Here is a 20,598-nt window from a genome sequence, read left to right as displayed (position 1 = left end):
TCGATCAGAGGCGCGGACCACGGGCGTTGATCATGGGCGCAGGCGGAGGCCCCGTGGGGTCGGATGGAAGCCCGCCGATTCCAGGAGCTTGCCGATCGGGGACGAGAGCGCCTGGGCGCCGTTGACGCGCTCGACGGTGACCGAGCCGAGCGCTCCCGCGCGGGCGGACTCGGCCAGCGCTTCCACCGCCGTCCACAGCCTGGCGTCGTCCTCCGGGGAGGTGGCCTCGGCCTCGCCCGAGGCCCAGGCGAGCAGGGTCTTGCCGCCCCGCTCCATGTAGAGCGTCAGCTCCCCGTCGACGAGCACCACCATCGCTCCCGCCTTACGGCCCGGCCGGTGGCTCGCGTCGGCGGGTGGATCGGGCCAGGGGAGAGCGGCGCCGAAGGCGTTGGCGGGGTCGGCCGAGGCGAGCACGAAGGCACGTCGGGACTGCCCGCGCTGTCCGTCGAAGGCGGGGGCCGCCGAGCGGTCGCGGGCCGTGCTGACCGCGCGCAGCCGGTCCACCGCGCCGTCCATCGCGAACTGGGCGGCGCCGAGCCCCTCGATCACATAGCCGCGGCGCGCCTGGCCGGACTCCTCGAACGCGGACAGCACCCGGTAGGCGGCGGAGAAGCCGCCCTCGACCCCCTCGGCGGCGACCGCCCCGCGGGTGACCACGCCGTGCCGGTCGAGCAGGGTGCGCGCCAGGGCGTGGGCGCGATGGGTGGGCTCGGGCTCGCGCTCCGGCAGCAGGGACCAGCGCCCGGCGACGGTGGGCGGCCCGTTGCGCGAAGCCGTGGGCCGGCCGGTGCGGCCGGTAAGGCCGCCATAGCGGCCCCGGGGGACCGTGCGCTTGGCGCGGTGGGCCGTGGAGCCCGCCGTACGGCCCGAGCCGAGCAGGGAGCGCAGCGGGGCGAGGGTGTCGCCGGTGACCCGGCCCGCCCAGACCAGGTCCCACAGGGCCTCGGCGAGCTCGGGATCCAGGAACTCGTGCCCGGCGGCGCGGGCCTGCTCGGCGATCTGGCGGAAGAACAGCCCGTACCCCCCGGCCAGGGAGTCGAGGACGGCCTGGTGGAGCGGGCCCGCCTCGAGGGGGTGCGGGGTGTGCAGCAGCAGCGGGGCGGTGTCGGCCAGGTGCAGGGTGACCCAGCCGTCCTTGCCCGGCAGCGCGCCCGCGCCGGCCCAGACGACCTCCCCGGAGGCGCTGAGCTCGTCGAGCATCGTGGGGGTGTAGTCGCTCACCCGGGACGGCAGGACCAGCTTCTCCAGGGCGGAGGCGGGGACGGGCGCGCCCTGGAGCTGCTCGACCGCGCGCACCAGCCCGTCGATACCACGCAGGCTGTGGGTGCCCAGATGCTGCCACTGCGGGAGGAAGGCGGCGAGCGCCGAGGGCGGCACGGGCTCCAGCTCATGGCGCAGCGCGGCCAGGGAGCGGCGCCGCAGGCGGCGCAGCACCGCCGCGTCGCACCACTCCTGGCCCGTGCCCAAGAAAGAGGTGGCGCGAAGCGCATCGTCAGAAGGGTGGTGCTGGGTGACGGGTGGGCGGAATTCGCCTTGGACGACGCGGCCGCTCGCGGCGAGCCGGTGCAGGGCGCCCTCGGTGACGGCCGTGCCGAGGCCGAAGCGGGCGGCGGCCTGGGCGGAGGTGAACGGGCCGTGGGTGCGGGCGTAGCGGGCCAGCAGATCGCCGAGGGCGTCCTTGACCGGCTCGGTGAACGCCTCGGGGACGCCCACCGGCAGAGCAGTGCCGAGCGCGTCCCGCAGCCGCCCCGCGTCCTCCACCGCGGCCCAGTGGTCCTCGCTCGCGATCCGGACCCGGATGGCGCGCCGGGCCCCGGCCAGATCGTCGGCCCACCCGGGCTCGGCACCGCGCTCGGCCAGCTCGGCGGCGGTGAGCGGGCCGAGCACCCGCAGGGCGTCGGCCACGCCCTCGGCGTCCTTGATCCGGCGGTCCTCGATGAGCCACTGGAGCTCCTGCTCCAGCTCGGCCAGGACGTCGGCGTCGAGCAGCTCGCGCAGTTCGGCCTGGCCCAGGAGCTCGGCCAGTAGCCGCGAGTCCAGGGAGAGCGCGGCGGCGCGGCGCTCGGCGAGCGGGGAGTCGCCCTCGTAGAGGAACTGCGCCACATAGCCGAAGAGCAGCGAGCGGGCGAAGGGGGACGGCTCGGGGGTGGTCACCTCCACCAGCCGGACCCGGCGGGCCTCGATGTCGCCCATCAGCTCGGTGAGCCCGGGGACGTCGAAGACGTCCTGGAGGCATTCGCGGACCGCTTCGAGGACGATCGGGAAGGAACCGAACTCGCTCGCCACCTGGAGGAGCTGTGCGGCGCGCTGGCGCTGCTGCCACAGCGGGGTGCGCTTGCCGGGGTCGCGGCGGGGCAGCAGCAACGCGCGGGCGGCGCACTCGCGGAACCGGGAGGCGAACAGCGCGGAGCCGCCGACCTGGTCGGTGACGATCTGGTTGATCTCGCCCTTGTCGAACGCGACATCGGCCGCGCCCACCGGGGACTGCTCGGTGTCGTACTCGACGCCCTGGCGCATCGGGTCCGCGTCGAGGAGGTCGAGGCCCATGAGATCGGCGTCGGGCAGCCGCAGCACGATGCCGTCGTCGGCGTGCATGACCTGGGCGTCGATGCCGTATCGCTCGGAGAGGCGGGCGCCCAGGGCGAGCGCCCAGGGGGCGTGGACCTGCGCGCCGAAGGGGGAGTGGACCACCACGCGCCAGTCGCCCAGCTCGTCGCGGAACCGCTCCACCACGATCGTGCGGTCGTCCGGCACATGCCCGCAGGCGCGGCGCTGCTCGTCCAGATACCCGATGACGTTCTCGGCGGCCCAGGCGTCCAGACCGGCGGCCAGCAGCCGCAGTCGGGCGTCCTCCGGCCGCAGCGCGCCCACCTCGCGCAGGAACGCGCCCAGGGCGCGGCCCAGTTCCAGGGGGCGGCCGAGCTGGTCGCCCTTCCAGAAGGGCAGCCGGCCGGGGACGCCGGGGGCGGGGGAGACCAGGACCCGGTCGCGGGTGATGTCCTCGATCCGCCATGAGGTGGTGCCCAGGGTGAACACATCGCCCACCCGCGACTCGTAGACCATCTCCTCGTCGAGCTCACCGACCCTGCCGCCGCCCTTCTTGGGGTCGGCGCCCGCCAGGAAGACGCCGAAGAGCCCGCGGTCGGGGATGGTGCCGCCGGAGGTCACCGCGAGCCGCTGCGCCCCCGGGCGGCCGGTGACCGTATGGGCGACGCGGTCCCACACCAGGCGCGGCCGCAGCTCCGCGAAGGCGTCGGAGGGGTAGCGGCCGGCGAGCATGTCGAGGACCGAGGTGTACGCCGACTCCGGGAGCGAGGCGAACGGCGCGGCGCGGCGGATCAGGGCCAGCAGCTCGTCCACGTCCCAGGTGTCCATGGCGGTCATGGCGATCAGCTGCTGGGCGAGCACGTCCAGCGGGTTGGCGGGCACCCGCAGCGACTCGATGGCGCCCTCGCGCATCCGCTCGGTGACCACCGCGGCCTGCACCAGGTCGCCGCGGTACTTGGGGAAGACGACGCCGGTGGAGACCGCGCCCACCTGGTGGCCGGCCCGGCCCACCCGCTGCAGCCCGGAGGCCACCGAGGGCGGTGACTCGACCTGGACGACCAGGTCGACCGCGCCCATGTCGATGCCGAGCTCGAGGCTGGAGGTGGCGACGACGGCGGGCAGCCGGCCCGCCTTGAGGTCTTCCTCGACCAGCGCCCGCTGCTCCTTGGACACCGAGCCGTGGTGCGCGCGGGCCAGCAGCGCGGGCGCACCACGGGCCGCACCGGCCTCGGCCATCACCTCGGCCGGGGAGTGGTCCTCGGGCAGGGCCTCACCGGTGGCCCGCTCGTAGGCGATCTCGTTCAGCCGGTTGCACAGCCGCTCGGCCAGCCGGCGGGAGTTGGCGAAGACGATGGTGGAGCGGTGGGCCTGGACCAGATCGGTGATCCGCTCCTCCACATGGGGCCAGATCGACGGCCGCTCACCCGCCTCACCCTCCTGGGCGGGAGCACCGCCCAGCTCGCCCAGGTCCTCCACCGGCACGACCACCGACAGGTCGAACTCCTTGCCCGACGGGGGCTGGACGATCTCCACCTTGCGCCGCGGCGACAGGAACCGCGCCACCTCGTCCACCGGCCGTACGGTCGCGGACAGGCCGATGCGCCGGGCGGGGCGCTCGAGCAGCTCGTCCAGGCGCTCCAGGGACAGCGCGAGATGGGCGCCCCGCTTCGTGCCCGCGACGGCGTGGACCTCGTCCAGGATCACGGTCTCCACCCCGCGCAGCGCCTCCCTGGTGGCGGAGGTGAGCATCAGGAACAGCGACTCGGGGGTGGTGATGAGGATGTCCGGCGGGCGGGTGGCCAGAGCGCGGCGCTCGGCGGCCGGGGTGTCGCCCGAGCGGGTGCCCACCCGGATCTCCGGCTCGGGCAGGGCCAGCCGCACCGCCTCCTGGCGGATACCGGTCAGCGGGCTGCGCAGATTGCGCTCGACGTCCACCGCAAGGGCCTTCAGCGGGGAGACATAGAGCACCCGGCAGCGCTTCTTCGCCTCGGCGGGCGGCGGCTCACCGGCCAGCTTGTCCAGGGCCGCCAGGAAGGCGGCCAGGGTCTTGCCCGAGCCGGTGGGGGCGACGACCAGGACGTCCGAGCCCGCGCCGATCGCCCGCCACGCGCCCTCCTGCGCGGGCGTGGGCGCGGTGAACGCACCCGTGAACCATCCGCGGGTGGCCGGGGAGAAACCGTCGAGCGCCGAGCCTGCCATGCCCTCCATCGTGCACCGCACCACTGACAATGGACGGAGCCGCAGGTCAGAGGGTGCCCGGGCGGGGCGCACAATGGTGCCATGGCGAACCGGGAGAGCGCGCGGCACTGGCGGTACCCCCAGCTTCCGGGCGTCGACCTGCTGCGTGCCCGCTACATCCACAAGACTTTCGTCTGGCACACCCACGAGACCTTCGTGATCGCCGCGATCACCGAGGGTGTCGAGGAGTTCCACCACCGCGGCGCCATCGAGCGCACCGGGCCCGGCGGGCTCGCGCTCATCAACCCGGAGGTGCCGCACACCGGACGGGCGGGGACGCCCGAGGGGTGGGCGTACAGCGTGCTGTACCCGGCCGCGGACCTGGTCGCCGGTATCGCCGCCGAGACGACCACGCTCCGGGGCACGGCCGGGTTCCGGATCCCCACCGTCGACGATCCCCAGGGGGCGCGGCTGGTCACCGCGGTGCACCGGGCCGCCGAGGAGGGCAACGCGCTCGCCGCCGACAGCCTGCTGCGCGTCGCGCTGGCCCGGCTGCTGCGCGACCACGGCGGCCCGCTCCCCGAGCGCACGGCGCGCACCGCGGGTGCCCGGACGGCGGCGCGCGCCCGCGCGATCCTCCAGGAGCGGATGGCGGACCCGCCGTCCCTGGAGCGGCTGGCGGCCGAGCTGGGCACCGGTCCCTTCGCCCTCCTGCGTGCCTTCCGCGCGGTCTACGGGATGCCGCCGCACACCTGGCTCACCGACGCGCGGGTCCGCCGGGCCCGGCGGATGCTGGACGCCGGGAGCGCGCCCGCCGAGGTGGCCGTCGCCGTCGGCTTCACCGACCAGTCCCACCTGAACCGTCACTTCACCCGGATCGTGGGGGTGCCGCCGGGCGCCTACCGCCGCGAGCGCGCAAGAACGTACAAGACCGGAGCTGAAGCGTTCTCCTAACGTGCACGCTGTGTCAGAACAGATAGAGATACGAACCGATCCTGCCGCTCCCCCGGCGGACTCGGCCGTCGTCCGCGACGCCCTGGGCGTCGGTGTGGCGGTCGGACTCTCCGGCATCGCCTTCGGGGTGACATCGGCGGGCGCCGGGCTCGGCCTGCTGCAGACCTGCGCGCTCAGCCTGCTGGTCTTCACCGGGGCGTCGCAGTTCGCCCTCGTGGGCGCGCTGGCGGCGGGCGGCAATCCGTTCACCGCCGCCGCCGGGGCGTTCTTCCTCGGGGTACGCAACGCCTTCTACGGACTGCGGCTGTCAGGGCTCCTCGGGCTGCCGCGCGCGGTGCGCCCTCTGGCGGCCCAATGGGTCATCGACGAGACCTCGGCCGTCGCCCTCGCCCAGCCCGACCGGCGCACCGCACGCCTCGGCTTCACCGTCACCGGGCTGACGCTGTACGTCCTGTGGAACCTCACCACGCTGATCGGCGCCCTGGGGGCATCCGCCCTCGGCGACACCGACGCCTGGGGCCTGGACGCCGCCGGGCCCGCCGTCTTCCTCGCCCTGCTGGCCCCCATGCTCAGCGGCACCGTCGAACGGGCCGTGGCCGGCCTCGGCGTCCTGCTGGTGCTGCTGTGCCAGCCGGTGCTGCCCGCCGGGGTCCCGGTCCTGGTGGCTGCGCTCGCCGCTCCCGTCGTCCTTACGGTGCACGGGCGCATGGCGCGCGGCGCGGAGCCGGGTGAGCGCCGATGACCACCTGGATCGCCATCGGCGTCACCGCGGCGGGCTGCTACCTGGTCAAGCTGCTGGGCCTCTCGGTGCCCGCCGGGGTGCTGGAGCGCCCCCTCGTCAGGCGTCTGGCCGCGCTGCTGCCCGTGGCCCTGCTGGCCGCCCTCACCGCCCAGCAGACTTTCGGCGACGGCCGGCACCTCCTCCTGGACGCGAGGGCGGCCGGGCTGGGGGCGGCAGCGCTCGCGCTGGTGCTCCGCGCCCCCTTCCTGGTCGTGGTCGCCGTGGCCGTCGCCGTCACGGCGGGCGTCCGGGCCCTGTGACCGCCCCGGACGCCCGCGCTCAGATCCGCCGCCCGTAGGCCCGCAGCGTCAGCAGCGCCTCGATGGTCGCCACCGACCGCCACTCCAGCGTGGCCCCCGGCGTCCAGGCACGCCTGTGCGGCGGCCAGCCGCCGTCCTCCTGCTGTGCGGCCACGAGAGCGTCCAGAGACCGATCCATCTCGGCGTCGGTGAACCACCGGCGCGCCGGTGAGCCGGGCGTACGGGCGATGTCGTGCACCTGGAGGGGCTCGCAGGACGCCGGCGGCAGGGGGCGGTCCTCGGCGGGCTCGGAGGCCGGGGGCGGCATGATCAGCCGCTCCTCCCGCACCCGGCGGCCGAGCCGCTCGGCCGCCGCCTCGGCGCGGGCCCGGTCCGGCACCCCGTCGAGGAAGGCGACGGCCGCGGCGACCTCGTACGGACGCACCGCCGAGCCGCCCTCTCCCAGGGCGGCGACCGCCGCCCAGCAGAAGTCCGTGGCCCGGAAGAGCCACGCGTGCCACACCTCGTTGCGGTGCAGCAGCCCCACCACCGGCCCGGTGGTCCGCAGATCACCGCGCGGATCGTCCGCCGGCGGGACCCAGGGGGCCGCCGGATAGCCGTGCGGCGAGGGGTGGCAGACGGGCAGTGCGCCGTCCGGGGTGGACACGGACGTCAGATAGCGGCACAGGCGCTCCACCCGCTGCCCGCCGCACCGCCCGATCCCGTCGAGCACCCGTAAGGCGTGCACGGCGTGCGGCGGCTGGCTCACCGGGCCGCGCAGATCCGGATCCAGCGCATGGCCGTAGCCCCCGTCGGTGCCCAGGTACGCGGCCAGCGCAGTCTCGACCGCCTCGGCGCCGCCGCCCAGGAAGTGATACGCGAATCTGCGCTGCTCCAGCACGCGGGCGGACAGCCAGACGAAGCGCTCGGCGCGGGCGAGCGCGGAGGACCCGGCCGGCCGGGCCGGCTCGGCGGACCCGGTCGTGGGCAAGGGGGACGACGACGGCGAGGAGGGGAGGCTTGCGGATCGATCCATGGACAGACCGTAGGCCGGAAGACACGGTCGGTAGGGGGCTCACGCACCGGTTGCACCCCGGGAGCGCGATACTGGTCGCATGCGGTTGACGGACTTCTGGCAGCGAATGGCGAATCACTTCGGCGAGGCGTACGCCGACTCCTTCGCGCACGATCATGTGATGTCGCAACTCGGTGGCCGGACGGTGCACGAGGCGCTGAGGGACGGCTGGGAGGCCAAGGACGTCTGGCGCGGGGTCTGCGCCGCGATGGAGATCCCCGAGGGCAGGCGCTGAGCGGTCGCCGGGCGCTCCGGGCGTATCAGCTTCCCGGGGTGGCCGGATTTCTTCGACCGGTGTACGCCACACTTGCTCCGTGGCCCCGACCGAAGAGACCCTCTCCTCCGACGCCGACGACAACCCGAGCGCCGCTCGGGCCTCCTCGGAATCCCCGCAACCCGCCGCGCGCATGCCGCGCTGGCTGCCACGCGCCATGGTCCTCGCACTCGCGCTGGTGGCCTGTTACCGCCTTGCGACCTGGGCCTTCGACCAGCTGACCGGGCTGTTGCTGAACATCCTGATCGCGTTCTTCCTGGCGCTCGCGATCGAACCGGCCGTGGACCGGATGGCCGCCCGGGGCATGCGCCGGGGGCTGGCCACCGGGCTGGTCTTTCTCGCCATCCTCGTCGGCGCCGCCGGCTTCTTCACCCTGCTCGGCTCGATGCTCGCCGACCAGATCATCACCATGGTCCAGGACTTCCCGAAGTACCTCGATGACGTGGTCAGCTGGATCAACGACACCTTCCATACGCACCTGTCGCGTCTGGAGATCCAGGACAGCCTGCTGCACTCGGACTGGCTCCAGAGCTACGTCAAGAACAGCGCCGACAATGTGCTGGACGTCTCCGCACAGGTGCTCGGCGGGTTGTTCAAGACGCTGACGGTGACCCTGTTCGCCTTCTACTTCGCCGCCGACGGCCCCCGGCTGCGCCGCGCCCTGTGCTCGGTGCTGCCGCCGACCCGGCAGGTCGAGGTGTTGCGCGCCTGGGAGATCGCGGTCGCCAAGACCGGCGGCTACATCTACTCCCGCGGGCTGATGGCCCTGATCTCCGGTGTCGCCCACTACATCCTGCTGGAGGCCCTGGGTGTGCCCTACGCCCCGGCGCTCGCCGTCTGGGTGGGGCTGATCTCGCAGTTCATCCCGACCATCGGCACCTATCTGGCCGGGGCCCTGCCGATGCTGATCGCGTTCACCATCGAGCCCTGGTACGCGCTGTGGGTCCTGATCTTCGTCGTGATCTACCAGCAGTTCGAGAACTATCTGCTCCAGCCGAGGATCACCGCCAGGACGGTGGACATCCACCCGGCCGTGTCCTTCGGATCGGTGATAGCGGGCACCGCGCTGTTGGGCGCGGTGGGCGCGCTGATCGCGATTCCGGCGACCGCGACGCTCCAGGCGTTCCTCGGCGCGTACATCAAGCGCTACGACGTGACCGACGATCCGCGGATGCACGGGCGCACGCGGCGGCGCGGAGTCTCGGCCCTCGCGCGGATGCGCGCCGCGCTGGCGCGGCGTGGTTGACACAAAAATCGAACATCCATTCTCATGGAGGCCCCGGCAGTTATCCACAGGCCGAGGACGTCAGGGCCGCTTGTCAGTGGCAGGCGCTAGCGTCTTGGACGTGAAGCGATCGACTCAAGCAAACCGGGTGGGACCCATGGCAGGAACCGACCGCGAGAAGGCCCTCGACGCCGCGCTCGCACAGATTGAACGGCAATTCGGCAAGGGCGCCGTGATGCGCATGGGCGACCGGCCGAACGACCCCATTGAGGTCATCCCCACCGGGTCGACCGCTCTCGACGTCGCCCTCGGCGTGGGCGGGCTGCCACGCGGCCGCGTGGTGGAGGTCTACGGCCCGGAGTCCTCGGGTAAGACGACCCTGACCCTGCACGCGGTGGCCAATGCCCAGCGGGCGGGTGGCACGGTCGCCTTCGTGGACGCGGAGCACGCCCTCGACCCGGACTACGCGCAGAAGCTCGGTGTGGACACCGACTCGCTGATCCTGTCCCAGCCGGACAACGGCGAGCAGGCGCTCGAGATCGTGGACATGCTGGTCCGCTCCGGCGCTCTCGACCTCATTGTCATCGACTCGGTCGCCGCCCTGGTGCCGCGCGCGGAGATCGAGGGTGAGATGGGCGACTCCCACGTCGGTCTCCAGGCCCGGCTGATGAGCCAGGCGCTCCGCAAGATCACCAGCGCGCTGAACCAGTCCAAGACCACCGCCATCTTCATCAACCAGCTGCGCGAGAAGATCGGCGTCATGTTCGGCTCCCCGGAGACGACGACCGGTGGTCGGGCGCTGAAGTTCTATGCCTCGGTCCGCATCGACATCCGTCGCATCGAGACCCTCAAGGACGGCACCGACGCCGTCGGTAACCGCACCCGCTGCAAGGTCGTCAAGAACAAGGTCGCGCCGCCCTTCAAGCAGGCCGAGTTCGACATCCTCTACGGCCAGGGCATCAGCCGCGAGGGCGGTCTGATCGACATGGGTGTTGAGCACGGCTTCGTCCGCAAGTCCGGTGCCTGGTACACCTACGAGGGCGACCAGCTCGGCCAGGGCAAGGAGAACGCCCGCAACTTCCTGAAGGACAACCCCGATCTCGCCAATGAGATCGAGAAGAAGATCAAGGAAAAGCTCGGAATCGGAGTGAAGCCTCAGGACCCGGCCGCCGCGGAGCCCACCGCGGACGCGGCGGGTGCCGCGGGCGTGGCCGCCGCCGCACCGGCGAAGGCCGTGGCCGCCCCGGCGGCCAAGTCCGGGGCGAAGGCGGCCAAGACCGCCGCGGCCAAGAGCTGATCCATGACACGGCGGACCGAATGGCCGGACGACCCAGGCCGTCCGGAGCGCCCGGACCGTCCGGACAGCGGCGCCCCCTCCTTGTCGAGGGCCGAGCAGGGGCCGCCGCCGGGCCCGGAGGAGCAGGCGCGGGCAATCTGCCTGCGCCTGCTCACCGGGACCCCGCGCACTCGTAAGCAGCTCGCGGATGCGCTGCGCACCCGGGGCATCCCCGATGACGCGGCGCAGGAGGTGCTGTCCCGGTTCGAGGACGTCGGTCTGATCGACGACGCGGCGTTCGCGGAGGCGTGGGTGGAGTCCCGGCACCACAGCCGGGGGCTCGCCCGGCGGGCGCTCGCCCGTGAGCTGCGCACCAAGGGCGTGGACTCCACCCTGATCGACGACGCCGTGGGCCAGCTCGACGCCGATCAGGAGGAGCAGACCGCACGCGAGCTGGTCGAGCGCAAGGTGAGGGCCACCCGTGGCCTGGACCGGGAGAAGCGGATACGCCGTCTCGCCGGGATGCTGGCCCGCAAGGGTTACTCCGAGGGTCTGGCGCTTCGGGTGGTGCGGCGCGCGCTGGAGGAGGAGGGAGAGGACACGGAGCTGCTGGAGTACCACCTTCCGGAGCTCTGAGCCTCGGCGGCCGACCTCCGAGAGCTCCGGGCCCGTCACGGCACACGAGACGCGGGGCGCTAGTCGACCGGGAGGCCCGCCGCGCGCCACGCCTGGAAGCCGCCGGTCAGATCGGTCGCCCGCGCCAGCCCCAGCCGGTGCAGCGAGACCGCGGCGAAACTGGACGCGTAGCCCTCGTTGCACACCACTACGACCCGCAGATCATGGTGGGTGGCCTCGGGCAGCCGGTGGTCGCACTGCGGGTCGAGCCGCCACTCCAGCTCGTTCCGCTCGACGATCAGCGCCCCCGGGATGGTGCCGTCGCGCTCCCGCAGCGCCGCGTACCGGATGTCCACCAGCAGTGCGCCCTCGACCTGCGCCGCCGCGGCGTCGAGGGGCTCCAGCCGGTCGAGTTCCTCGCGAGCCTCGGCCAGCAGCTCGTCCACGCTCCGCTTGGCCGTACCAGTCGTGCCCATCGCGTTCATCCCCATTCCTCGGGCCGCTCGACCTGCTCCAGCCGCAGCGTGTGACCAGTGCGGCTGTAGCGCCGCATGAGCGGCAGCGGCGGATAGTAGGCGTGCACCGACACCGCATGCTCGGTGTCGGACGGGTTGATCACCTCATGCACATGATGCGGTCCGAAGGCCCGGCCCTGCCCGGCGGGCAGCCGCCGCTCGCGGTCCACACCGTCGGCCAGCTCCAGGGTCTTCCAGCCCTCGGTGGGCAGACGCGCGGCGAGTGATTGCTCGTTGAGCTCACCCGCCGCCGAGACGAAGGCGCCATGCGACCCGCCGTGGTCGTGCCAGCCGGTGCCGGTGCCCGGAGGCCAGCCGATCAGCCAGGCTTCGCTGCCGCCCGGCCCGTCGAGGCGCAGCCAGGTGCGGCCCTCCGGATCGAGCGGAAGGGAGGCGACGAGTTCGGCGTCGGCGGCGGTCCGGCGGGCGAAGTCGAGCAGTTCCGCGGCGCTGGGCGGGGCGACGGGGCCGGATGCGGGGTCCGTGATGAGGTCCGCTGAGGGGCGCACGGGACTGGAGGGGGAAGTGCGTACGTCGGGCACAGAGCACCGTCCTGAATGATCGCGAAAGGGGCGCGGCCGCGCCGCGCGGGAAAGAGGCGGATCAACAGGACGGACGACAGACACAGCCCGCGTAGCGGACCAGATCCAGATGGACCCTCCGCCAGAAGCGAGGCAAGCAGGTGTCAGTCACGCTGCGAAGTGAATCATGTGCCGGAAAGGAAGGTCAACCTCACCGGCCCGGACCTGGACGCGCGCCCGGATCACACACGCCCGGACACGACTACCCGCGCCCGGAGACGATCACGCACGCCCGCAGACGACCACCCGCGGCCGGACACGCGACCAGCGCCTGAGTGCGCCCCCGGCGCGCCCCGCTGAGCCCGCGGTTCCCGCACGCACTACCGCCGTGCGCTCGCCTCCGCCGGGGCGCCCCTGGCCGCGTTCCCGCCCCGGGCCGCGTCCGCGCACGCGTACAGCGCACTCGGCCGCACCCCCGACAGCGCCGCGGCGAGATGGCCGTCCGGCCGCACCAGCAGCACGGTATGCGCCGGGGCACCCGGGTACGCCTCGGTGACCAGCAGCTCGGTGGGCAGGGGCAGCGCCGCGACGGCCGCCGCCAGCCGCGGCATCAGCCCGGCCCGCATCCAGTGGCGGCGGTCCCACACCCCGGTGCCCGGTGCGACCAGCACCACCAGCAGCTCCCGGCCGAGCCGCTCCCGCAGCCGTACGACCGAACCGTCCGGCGCGGTCACCGGCACATCGGCGACCGGCGCCCCGAGCGCCGTCCCCACCGTGACCGAGCCGTCCGGCGGCGCGGCCGGGGCCAGCGGCGAACGGTCGTAGACCGGCGGCGCGCCCAGCGGACCCCGCCCGAGGTGACCCTCGGTGAGCAGCGCGTCGTGCCCGCGCGCCCCGCCGGGCCGCACGGTGCGCCGTACCGCGTGCCAGCCGCCGGCCGCCCGCACCAGCGGCAGCGCCTGGTCCGCCGCGCGCAGCCGGGCCCCGACGGCTCCCCGCCGTTCCGCCTGATAGCTGTCGAGCAGGGCGTCCGAGGCCCCGTGGTGCCAGGCGAGGGAGAGCTTCCAGGCGAGGTTGTCGACGTCCCGCAGCCCTTCCTCGAGCCCCTGGGTGCCGAGAGCGCCCAGCAGATGGGCGGCGTCCCCGGCCAGGAAGGCGCGCCCGACGCGCCAGCGCAGCGCGAGGCGGTGGTGCACGGTGTGCACGCCGGTGTCCAGCAGCTCATAGGGGGGCTCGGATTCGCCGCACCACCCCGCGAGGGTGTCGCGCACCCGAACCATCAGGGCGTCAGGGGTGACAAGGTCGCGGCCGGGCGGCAGCAGCCAGTCGATCCGCCACAGGCCGTGCGGCAGCGGCCTGGCGGTGACCTCGGCGTCGATGCTGCGCCAGGGCGGGGAGCGGTGCAGCAGGGCCTCGCCGGGCCAGGGGAGTTCGGCGCGCAGCGCCGCGACGGCGTGCCGCTCCACCGCCGTACGGCCCGGGAAGCGCACGCCCAGGAGCTTGCGGACGGTGGATCGCGGCCCGTCGCAGCCCACCAGATAGCTGCCCCGCCACCAGGTGGCCTGGGCGCCCCGGGTGCGCACCCCGACCCCGTGGTCGTCCTGCTCCAGGTCGTCGATCCGGGTTCCGGAGACGATCCGGACGAGGTCTTCGTCGCCCATGGCGGCCAGCGAGCCCCGCAGCGCCCGGGTGAGCTCGTGCTGGGGCAGATGCAGCGGTGAGGGCGCCGACACCGGCGCCGACTCGCCCTCGGAGAAGGGCGCGTCACCGTCGGGAGCCTCCATGGCCTCCTTAAGGCCGCCGTCCCAGCCGCCGGTGCCGCGCTCGGGCGACGGCGAACCGCCGAAAAGGCCGCCGGGAGTGAAGAGGCCGCCGGGAGTGAGGGGCACCTGTCGCACCAGCTGCCGCCTCCGCATCGTGCGCCATCCGGTCCACGGCCGGGTGCGGGCGGTGACCCGGCAGCCCAGCCGCTCCAGCACGGCGGCGGCGTCCGGGCGCAGCACGACGGTGCGCGCCAGACGGCTCTCCTCGGCTTCCGTGGCCTCGTCCAGCAGGATGACGGGCACCTCGAGGCGCGCGAGGGTGAGGGCCAGGGTCAGGCCGACCGGGCCCGCCCCGGCGACGATCACCGGGTCCACGGTGCGGTTCCTGTGGCCCTGCGGGTCGTACGTGACGTACGGAAATTGGCAGTTGAAACCCGGTGAGCGATCACAGAAAGCATGCAACCCACTGCCGCTGCCCACGTCAAGCGACGAAGGGCGGTGGCGCGTGCGCCACCGCCCTGGTACAGGTCTCGCTCATCCATCCGGCCCGGATGGCGTCCGGACGACCCCCGGATGGCGTCCGCCCGGTCGCCGGGGACGTCCCCTCAGTTCGTCTTGCCCGCGGACGCGTCCGGAGCGGAGGTCGCGGACTGGTCGACGACGTCGAGGGCGTCGGCTGCCGCGAGCGGCTGTCCGGCGTCCGCGACCCGGATGCCGGTCTTGGCGCGCCGGCCGCGCCGCTCGATCCAGGTGGCGAGGGCGGAGAGGGCCAGACACATCGCGATATAGATGACACCGCCGACGATGATCACCGGGACGTAGGGGTTCTCGTCGTTGACCACGATGTTGCCGGCCAGCTGCTGAAGCTGGAACAGCAGCTCCTGGTAGGTGATGACATAGCCGAGGGAGGTGTCCTTCAGCGTCACCACCAGCTGGCTGATGATGGTCGGCAGCATCGCCCTTACGGCCTGCGGCACCAGGACCGTCATCATGACCTGGGTCTTGCGCATGCCCAGGGCGTACGCGGCCTCGCGCTGGCCCCTGGGCACCGAGTTGATGCCCGCCCGCAGGACCTCGGCCTGGACCGAGCCGTTGTAGACGGTCAGGCCGATGACCAGGGCCCAGAAGCCGGTGTTGTCACCGCTGAGCCCCAGATCCGAGCGGTAGGTCAGAAACAGCACCCACAGCACGTAGATGGTGATCAGCAGCGGGACGGCCCGGAACAGCTCGATGAAGCCGGTCGCGAACCAGCGGACGGGCTTGTGGTCCGAGAGCCGGCCCACGGCCAGCAGCACACCGAGGGCGAGGGAGAGGACCGCCGCGACCGCGAACACCTTCAGGGTGGTGACCACACCGTCGCGGATGCTGGTCCGCACCCCCGCGTAGTTGAAGATGTCCCACATCTCGGGCGCGAACTGACCCTTGGCGTTCAGCCGCACCACCGCGAAGATGATCAGCCCGAGGACGGCCAGGCCGCCGACCACGGAGAAGATGCGGTTCCGGACGCGGGCCTTGGGGCCGGGGGCGTCGTACAGGACGCTCGAGCTCATCGGGCCACCTCCAGGCGGTTCTCCAGCAGCCGGAAGAGACCGCTGATGGCGAACGTGATGACCAGGTAGCACAGCGCGATCCACAGGAAGATCCAGCCGATCGCGAAGCCCTTGTCACTCAGCAGCTTCGAGACATTGAACAGTTCGGTGTTGCTGAATGCCCCGGCGATGGCCGAGTTCTTGGTGAGCGCGATGAAGATGCTGCTCATGGGGGGAATCACGGACCGGGTGGCCTGGGGGAGGACGATCAGCCGCAGGGTCTGGAAGAAGGTCATCCCCAGGCTGCGGGCGGCCTCCGCCTGGCCGAGCGGCACGGTGTTGATACCGGACCGCACGGCCTCGCAGACGAAGGACGACGTGTAGCAGCCCAGCGCCATCATGGCGAGGACGAAGGGGCTCGTCCCCGGGAAGAAGATCTGCGGGATCACGAAGAACGAGATCAGGAACAGCAGGGTCAGCGGGGTGTTGCGCAGCAGGGTGACCCATGCCGTGCCGAACGCCCGCAGCGGCGGTATGGGCGACACCCGGAAGCCGGCTATGACGACGCCCAGCACGAGGGCCAGCGCCGCACTGGCCGTCGTGATGGAGAGGGTTCCCAGGAACCCCTCCCGGAACTGGGGCAAATGATCGAGAAGTACGTTCATCGATTCTCCGCGGTAGCGGTCAGGTCAGCGGCGTGCGGAGCGCACCGGCTTCGAGGTGAACAGGCGAACGGGTGAACGAGCGGACGGAGAGCCCTGCTCAGTAGCGCGGCAGGGGCGTCTTCGGCGCTTCGTAGGAGGAGCCGGACTTGCCGAGCGTGCCCTCGTACGCCTTCTTGTAGTCGCCGTTCTTGATGTGCTTCTCGAGCGAGTCGCTGATCGCGTCGCGGAGCGCCTTGTCGTTCTTGTTCATGCCGACGCCGTACGGCTCCTCGGTGAAAGGCTTGCCGACCACGTGCAGCTTGCTCGGGCGCTGGGCGGCGTAGCCCTTGAGGATGGCGTCGTCGGTGGTGACCGCGTCGACCTGGCCGTCGAGCAGCTGCTTGACGCAGAGCGAGTACTTGCTCAGTTCGGTGGTCTTTGCGCCGTACTTCGGCTTCTTGATCTCCTGGAGCGGGGTGGAGCCGACGATCGAGCAGACCTTCTTGCCCTTGATGCCGTCCGGGCCCGTGATCTTGCCCTTGTCCTCCATGCGGACCAGCAGGTCGGCGCCGGCTGTGAGGTACGGGCCCGCGAAGCCGACCTGCTTCTTGCGCTCGTCGTTGATGGTGTAGGTGCCGACGTAGTAGTCGACCTGGCCCTTGGAGATCGAGGTCTCGCGGACGTTGGAGTCCACCGTCTTGAAGGTGATCTTGTCCGCGGAGAAGCCGAGGTCGGCGGCGACCATCTTGGCGATCTCGATGTCGAAGCCGGAGCGCTTGCCCTCGGTGTCCTGGAACCCGAGGAAGGGCTGGTCGGCCTTGGCGCCGATGACGATCTTGCCGCGCTTCTGCGCCGCCTTCAGGGTCGGCGAGTCGATCTTCACATCCTTCGCGACCGTGTAGTCGCCGCTGAAGACCTCGCCGCCCTTCGGCTTGTCGCCGGCGGTGCCCTTCTCGCCGCCACAGGCGGTCGCCGTCGCGGCCAGCGCGAGAACCACCGTGGCCGCTGCGGCCGTCTTACGAATCCTCATGGTGCCCATCCCTCTGTGTTCAGTACGTGGTTCACATACGCAGTGGCGAACGTGGAGCGGTCTGCCGGGCCGAGTGCGGGCCCGGCGGGCTCAGCGGGGTCAGTGGTGAAGGATCTTCGACAGGAAGTCCTTGGCCCGGTCGCTGCGGGGGTTGTTGAAGAACTGCTCCGGCTCGGCCTCTTCGACGATCCGGCCATCGGCCATGAAGACCACCCGGTTCGCCGCGGAGCGGGCGAAGCCCATCTCATGGGTGACGACGACCATCGTCATGCCGTCCCGGGCGAGCTGCTGCATGACCTCCAGCACCTCGTTGATCATCTCCGGGTCCAGCGCCGAGGTCGGCTCGTCGAAGAGCATCACCTTCGGGTCCATGGCCAGGGCGCGCGCGATCGCCACACGCTGCTGCTGGCCACCGGACAGCTGGGCGGGGTACTTGTCCGCCTGGGCGCCGACGCCGACCCGGTCCAGCAGCGTGCGCGCCTTCTCCTCGGCGGCCTTCTTGTCCGACTTACGGACCTTGATCTGGCCCAGCATCACGTTCTCGAGCACCGTCTTGTGCGCGAAGAGGTTGAAGGACTGGAAGACCATGCCGACGTCGGCACGCAGCCGGGCGAGCTCCCTGCCCTCCTGGGGCAGCGGCTTGCCGTCGATCGTGATGGAGCCGGAGTCGATCGTCTCCAGCCGGTTGACCGTGCGGCACAGCGTCGACTTCCCGGACCCGGACGGCCCGATGACGACGACCACTTCGCCGCGGCTGATGGTCAGGTCGATGTCCTGGAGCACATGCAGCGCGCCGAAGTGCTTGTTGACTCCTGACAACGCAACCAACGCGTTCGCCACCGGTGCGGCGTCCTTGGTCACCGATACTTCGCTCATCGGCGTCTCGCTCCGTCCTCCTCGGTTGGGAGGACACTAATGAGCGCCCGCGACCAGCGTCATTACATCTGAGCTGAAATTGAGGATAACGATATGGCCGCGACACGACACTCTACGTGAACGGGACGACGCGCGCCGTACCGGCTGCGTAACGGAAACCAGTGTGTGACCCAATGCGTCTTGACGGCTGCCCGTCGATCGGCGTGGATGCCCTGTGGCCATGTTCGTGGCCGCATTCGAAGACATGGTGACGGGGACGCGTACGGGGCGCGTCTCCCCTGATACGGAAAGGTGGCGGAGGGGCCGGTGAGACTGCTGCTCGTGGAGGACGACAACCATGTCGCCGCGGCCCTGTCCGCCATCCTCTCCAAGCACGGTTTCGAGGTCACCCACGCCCGCAGCGGCGAGGAGGCGCTCCAGGCGCTGCTGCCCGACTCCGGCGCCCCCTTCGGCGTCGTCCTCCTCGACCTCGGCCTGCCCGACCAGGACGGTTTCGAGGTGTGCGGCAAGATCCGCAAGCGCACCGCCACCCCCGTGATCATGGTGACGGCGCGCGCCGATGTGCGCTCCCGCATACACGGGCTCAACCTCGGCGCCGACGACTACGTGGTCAAGCCGTACGACACCATGGAGCTGCTCGCCCGGATCCACGCCGTCAGCCGCCGCACCGCCGCCCACGACCCGGGCCATGGCACCGAGGAGAGCCCGGACGGTTCCCATCCGCCGCTGCGGCTCGGCCCCGTGACCATCGAGTTGCCCACCCGCCAGGTCTCCGTCAACGGGACGACCGTTTCGCTCACCCGTAAGGAGTTCGATCTGCTCGCCCTGCTCGCCCAGCGCCCCGGTGTGGTCTTCCGCCGGGAGCAGATCATCAGCGAGGTCTGGCGCACCAGTTGGGAAGGGACGGGGCGCACCCTGGAGGTCCACATCGCCTCCCTGCGCTCCAAGCTGCGGATGCCCGCCCTGATCGAGACGGTGCGCGGGGTGGGCTACCGCCTCGTCGCCCCGGCCGGCTGAGCGACCGGGGCCCCTCGGTGCGCACTCGGCTCCTCCCGCTCCTCATCGTCCTCATGGCGGGCGTGCTGCTCGCGCTCGGCTTCCCGCTCGCCGGGAGCCTGGCCGCCCGGGAGCAGCAGCGTGTGGTCGTCGACCGGATCGACGACACCGCGCGCTTCGCCGCGCTCGCCCAGTTCGTCACCGCCGGGCCCACGGGGGCGGTCGGCGCCGAGGGGAACGAGCGGCTGGACACCCTGCGCTCCGAGCTCAGGCGCTACCACGACCTGTACGGCATCCGGGCCGGGGTCTTCTACCGGGACCGGGAGGCACCGCCCATGGCCGAGGCGCCCGGTGGCTGGCGGCTGCCGGACACGGGCGAGAGCGCCCAGGCGTTCGACGAGGCCCTCGCCGGGCGCCGCAGCCACGATCCGCCCCAGGTGTGGCCCTGGCAGCGGGGCAGGCTCACCGTGGCCTCTCCCGTCGTCCGCGACGGCGACGTGGTGGCCGTCGTCGTCACCGACTCGCCCACCGGCCAGATGCGGTCGCGGATCCTGCACGGCTGGCTGGTCATCGGCGCGGGCGAATGCGCCGCGATGCTGCTGGCCGTCGGCGCCGCGTTCCGGCTCACCGGATGGGTGCTGCGGCCGGTGCGCGTCCTGGACACCGCGACCCATGACATCGCGACCGGGCGGATGCAGTCACGCGTCGCGGCCGCCTCCGGCCCCCCGGAGCTGCGGCGGCTGGCCCGCTCGTTCAATGAGATGGCCGACAATGTCGAGCAAGTCCTGGAGCAGCAGCGGGCGTTCGTCGCCGACGCCTCCCACCAGCTGCGCAATCCGCTTTCCGCGCTGTTGCTGCGCATCGAGCTGCTGGCGCTGGAGCTGCCGGACGGCCATGAGGAGATCGCCTCGGTGCGCGCGGAGGGCAAGCGCCTGGCCAGCGTCCTGGACGATCTGCTCGACCTCGCCCTGGCCGAGCACTCCGCCGCGGATCTGCGGCTCACCGATATCGCGGAGCTGGCGGCCGACCGGGTGGACGCCTGGCTTCCGGTGGCCGAGCGGGAGGAGGTCGGGCTCGCCTACATGGGCCCCGCGGCCATCACCGGCTGGGCCGACCCGGTGGCCTTGTCCAGCGCGCTGGACGCCGTCGTCGACAACGCCCTGAAGTTCACGCCCGAGGGGGCGCATGTGGAGGTCTCGGCGCGGGCGGAGGCCGACACCGTGGCGATCGTCGTCGCCGACGGCGGCCCGGGCCTCACCGAGGACGAACTCGCCCGCATCGGCGACCGCTTCTGGCGCAGCAGCCGCCACCAGAACGTCTCGGGCTCGGGCCTGGGCCTGTCCATCACCCGCGCGCTGCTCACGGCGGGCGGGGGCACGATCCACTACGCGCCCAACGAGCCCGGTGGTCTGCGCGTGACCATCACGGTGCCGCGGACGGGGCCCGGTGAGACCGTGACGACCGTAAGGACGTGACGCGGGCGGGTAGGGCCGTGGGGACGTGACGCGGCCTGTGAGGACCGTGACGCGGGCTGTAAGGACGTGACGCGGATCGTAAGGC

General features: G+C 72.2%; 19 protein-coding genes. 9 read left to right on the top strand and 10 right to left on the bottom strand.

What is annotated here, in order from left to right; genetic code table 11:
• Nucleotides 1-30: 30 nt before the first annotated feature.
• Nucleotides 31-4,746 carry an ATP-dependent helicase gene (locus tag ACMTAK_RS15815; protein ID WP_413806832.1) on the bottom strand — a complete coding sequence of 1,572 codons (4,716 nt, stop codon included), beginning with the start codon at nt 4,744-4,746 and terminating at the stop codon, nt 31-33.
• 81 nt (nt 4,747-4,827) lie between these two features.
• On the opposite strand from ACMTAK_RS15815, the gene ACMTAK_RS15810 reads away from it, so the two are divergent.
• From ACMTAK_RS15810 to ACMTAK_RS15800, 3 genes are read left to right on the top strand one after another with little or no spacing between them, the layout of a single operon-like run.
• On the top strand, nt 4,828-5,679 hold the full coding sequence (locus ACMTAK_RS15810) for an AraC family transcriptional regulator (protein ID WP_413806831.1): 852 nt from the start codon (nt 4,828-4,830) through the stop codon (nt 5,677-5,679).
• Nucleotide 5,680: 1 nt separating this feature from the next.
• Nucleotides 5,681-6,421 carry an AzlC family ABC transporter permease gene (locus ACMTAK_RS15805; RefSeq protein WP_413806830.1) on the top strand — a complete coding sequence of 247 codons (741 nt, stop codon included), beginning with the start codon at nt 5,681-5,683 and terminating at the stop codon, nt 6,419-6,421.
• Nucleotides 6,418-6,720: an AzlD domain-containing protein gene (locus ACMTAK_RS15800; protein WP_262702846.1), complete on the top strand. Its 303-nt coding sequence runs from the start codon at nt 6,418-6,420 to the stop codon at nt 6,718-6,720. Before ACMTAK_RS15805 ends, ACMTAK_RS15800 begins: the two co-directional genes overlap by 4 nt.
• Before the next feature lie 19 nt (nt 6,721-6,739).
• Here the strand turns inward: ACMTAK_RS15800 and ACMTAK_RS15795 are convergent, their stop codons facing one another.
• Nucleotides 6,740-7,735 (bottom strand): hypothetical protein, encoded by a 996-nt coding sequence (locus ACMTAK_RS15795; RefSeq protein WP_413806829.1) that lies wholly within the window; start codon nt 7,733-7,735, stop codon nt 6,740-6,742.
• 79 nt (nt 7,736-7,814) lie between these two features.
• Between ACMTAK_RS15795 and ACMTAK_RS15790 the strand changes: the two genes are divergently transcribed.
• The 4 genes from ACMTAK_RS15790 to recX all read left to right on the top strand — a co-directional run bounded on the left by ACMTAK_RS15790 (nt 7,815) and on the right by recX (nt 11,185).
• A complete protein-coding gene (locus ACMTAK_RS15790; RefSeq protein ID WP_413806828.1) occupies nt 7,815-8,009 on the top strand; it encodes a DUF3046 domain-containing protein in 195 nt (64 codons plus the stop codon).
• Nucleotides 8,010-8,088: 79 nt separating this feature from the next.
• Complete coding sequence (locus ACMTAK_RS15785) at nt 8,089-9,294, top strand: AI-2E family transporter (RefSeq protein ID WP_413806827.1); 1,206 nt, start codon at nt 8,089-8,091, stop codon at nt 9,292-9,294.
• Between the two features lie 136 nt (nt 9,295-9,430).
• On the top strand, nt 9,431-10,570 hold the full coding sequence (gene recA / locus ACMTAK_RS15780; RefSeq protein ID WP_385202997.1) for a recombinase RecA: 1,140 nt from the start codon (nt 9,431-9,433) through the stop codon (nt 10,568-10,570).
• Nucleotides 10,571-10,573: 3 nt separating this feature from the next.
• Nucleotides 10,574-11,185, top strand: a complete 612-nt coding sequence (recX, locus tag ACMTAK_RS15775; RefSeq protein WP_413806826.1) for a recombination regulator RecX — start codon at nt 10,574-10,576, stop codon at nt 11,183-11,185.
• Between the two features lie 59 nt (nt 11,186-11,244).
• Here the strand turns inward: recX and ACMTAK_RS15770 are convergent, their stop codons facing one another.
• The 8 genes from ACMTAK_RS15770 to ACMTAK_RS15735 form a co-directional block, all read right to left on the bottom strand.
• The gene (locus ACMTAK_RS15770; RefSeq protein ID WP_413812905.1) at nt 11,245-11,640 is read right to left on the bottom strand and encodes a rhodanese-like domain-containing protein; all 396 of its coding nucleotides are present in this window, start codon (nt 11,638-11,640) and stop codon (nt 11,245-11,247) included.
• Between the two features lie 5 nt (nt 11,641-11,645).
• Complete coding sequence (locus ACMTAK_RS15765; protein ID WP_413806825.1) at nt 11,646-12,188, bottom strand: cupin domain-containing protein; 543 nt, start codon at nt 12,186-12,188, stop codon at nt 11,646-11,648.
• Nucleotides 12,189-12,282: 94 nt separating this feature from the next.
• Nucleotides 12,283-12,372 carry a putative leader peptide gene (locus ACMTAK_RS15760; RefSeq protein ID WP_309471148.1) on the bottom strand — a complete coding sequence of 30 codons (90 nt, stop codon included), beginning with the start codon at nt 12,370-12,372 and terminating at the stop codon, nt 12,283-12,285.
• A gap of 208 nt (nt 12,373-12,580) precedes the next feature.
• On the bottom strand, nt 12,581-14,338 hold the full coding sequence (locus ACMTAK_RS15755; RefSeq protein ID WP_413806824.1) for an FAD-dependent monooxygenase: 1,758 nt from the start codon (nt 14,336-14,338) through the stop codon (nt 12,581-12,583).
• A gap of 230 nt (nt 14,339-14,568) precedes the next feature.
• Nucleotides 14,569-15,513: an amino acid ABC transporter permease gene (locus tag ACMTAK_RS15750; protein WP_413806823.1), complete on the bottom strand. Its 945-nt coding sequence runs from the start codon at nt 15,511-15,513 to the stop codon at nt 14,569-14,571.
• On the bottom strand, nt 15,510-16,157 hold the full coding sequence (locus ACMTAK_RS15745) for an amino acid ABC transporter permease (protein ID WP_413806822.1): 648 nt from the start codon (nt 16,155-16,157) through the stop codon (nt 15,510-15,512). Before ACMTAK_RS15745 ends, ACMTAK_RS15750 begins: the two co-directional genes overlap by 4 nt.
• Nucleotides 16,158-16,254: 97 nt before the next feature.
• The gene (locus ACMTAK_RS15740) at nt 16,255-17,166 is read right to left on the bottom strand and encodes a glutamate ABC transporter substrate-binding protein (protein WP_413806821.1); all 912 of its coding nucleotides are present in this window, start codon (nt 17,164-17,166) and stop codon (nt 16,255-16,257) included.
• 99 nt (nt 17,167-17,265) lie between these two features.
• Nucleotides 17,266-18,042 (bottom strand): amino acid ABC transporter ATP-binding protein, encoded by a 777-nt coding sequence (locus ACMTAK_RS15735; protein WP_020868015.1) that lies wholly within the window; start codon nt 18,040-18,042, stop codon nt 17,266-17,268.
• A 306-nt stretch (nt 18,043-18,348) separates the two neighbouring features.
• Here ACMTAK_RS15735 and ACMTAK_RS15730 point away from each other — a divergent pair, with 306 nt between their 5' ends.
• Both ACMTAK_RS15730 and ACMTAK_RS15725 read left to right on the top strand, forming a co-directional pair.
• Complete coding sequence (locus tag ACMTAK_RS15730) at nt 18,349-19,059, top strand: response regulator transcription factor (protein WP_262702834.1); 711 nt, start codon at nt 18,349-18,351, stop codon at nt 19,057-19,059.
• A gap of 17 nt (nt 19,060-19,076) precedes the next feature.
• Nucleotides 19,077-20,513, top strand: a complete 1,437-nt coding sequence (locus tag ACMTAK_RS15725) for a sensor histidine kinase (RefSeq protein ID WP_413806820.1) — start codon at nt 19,077-19,079, stop codon at nt 20,511-20,513.
• Nucleotides 20,514-20,598 lie beyond the last annotated feature (85 nt).

This window comes from Streptomyces lacaronensis, assembly GCF_047337785.1.
In the GTDB taxonomy this organism is placed as follows: Bacteria; Actinomycetota; Actinomycetes; order Streptomycetales; family Streptomycetaceae; genus Streptomyces; species Streptomyces lycopersici.
Note: the sequence above shows the minus strand (reverse complement) of the source record. Positions and strands in the feature narration are given on the sequence as shown.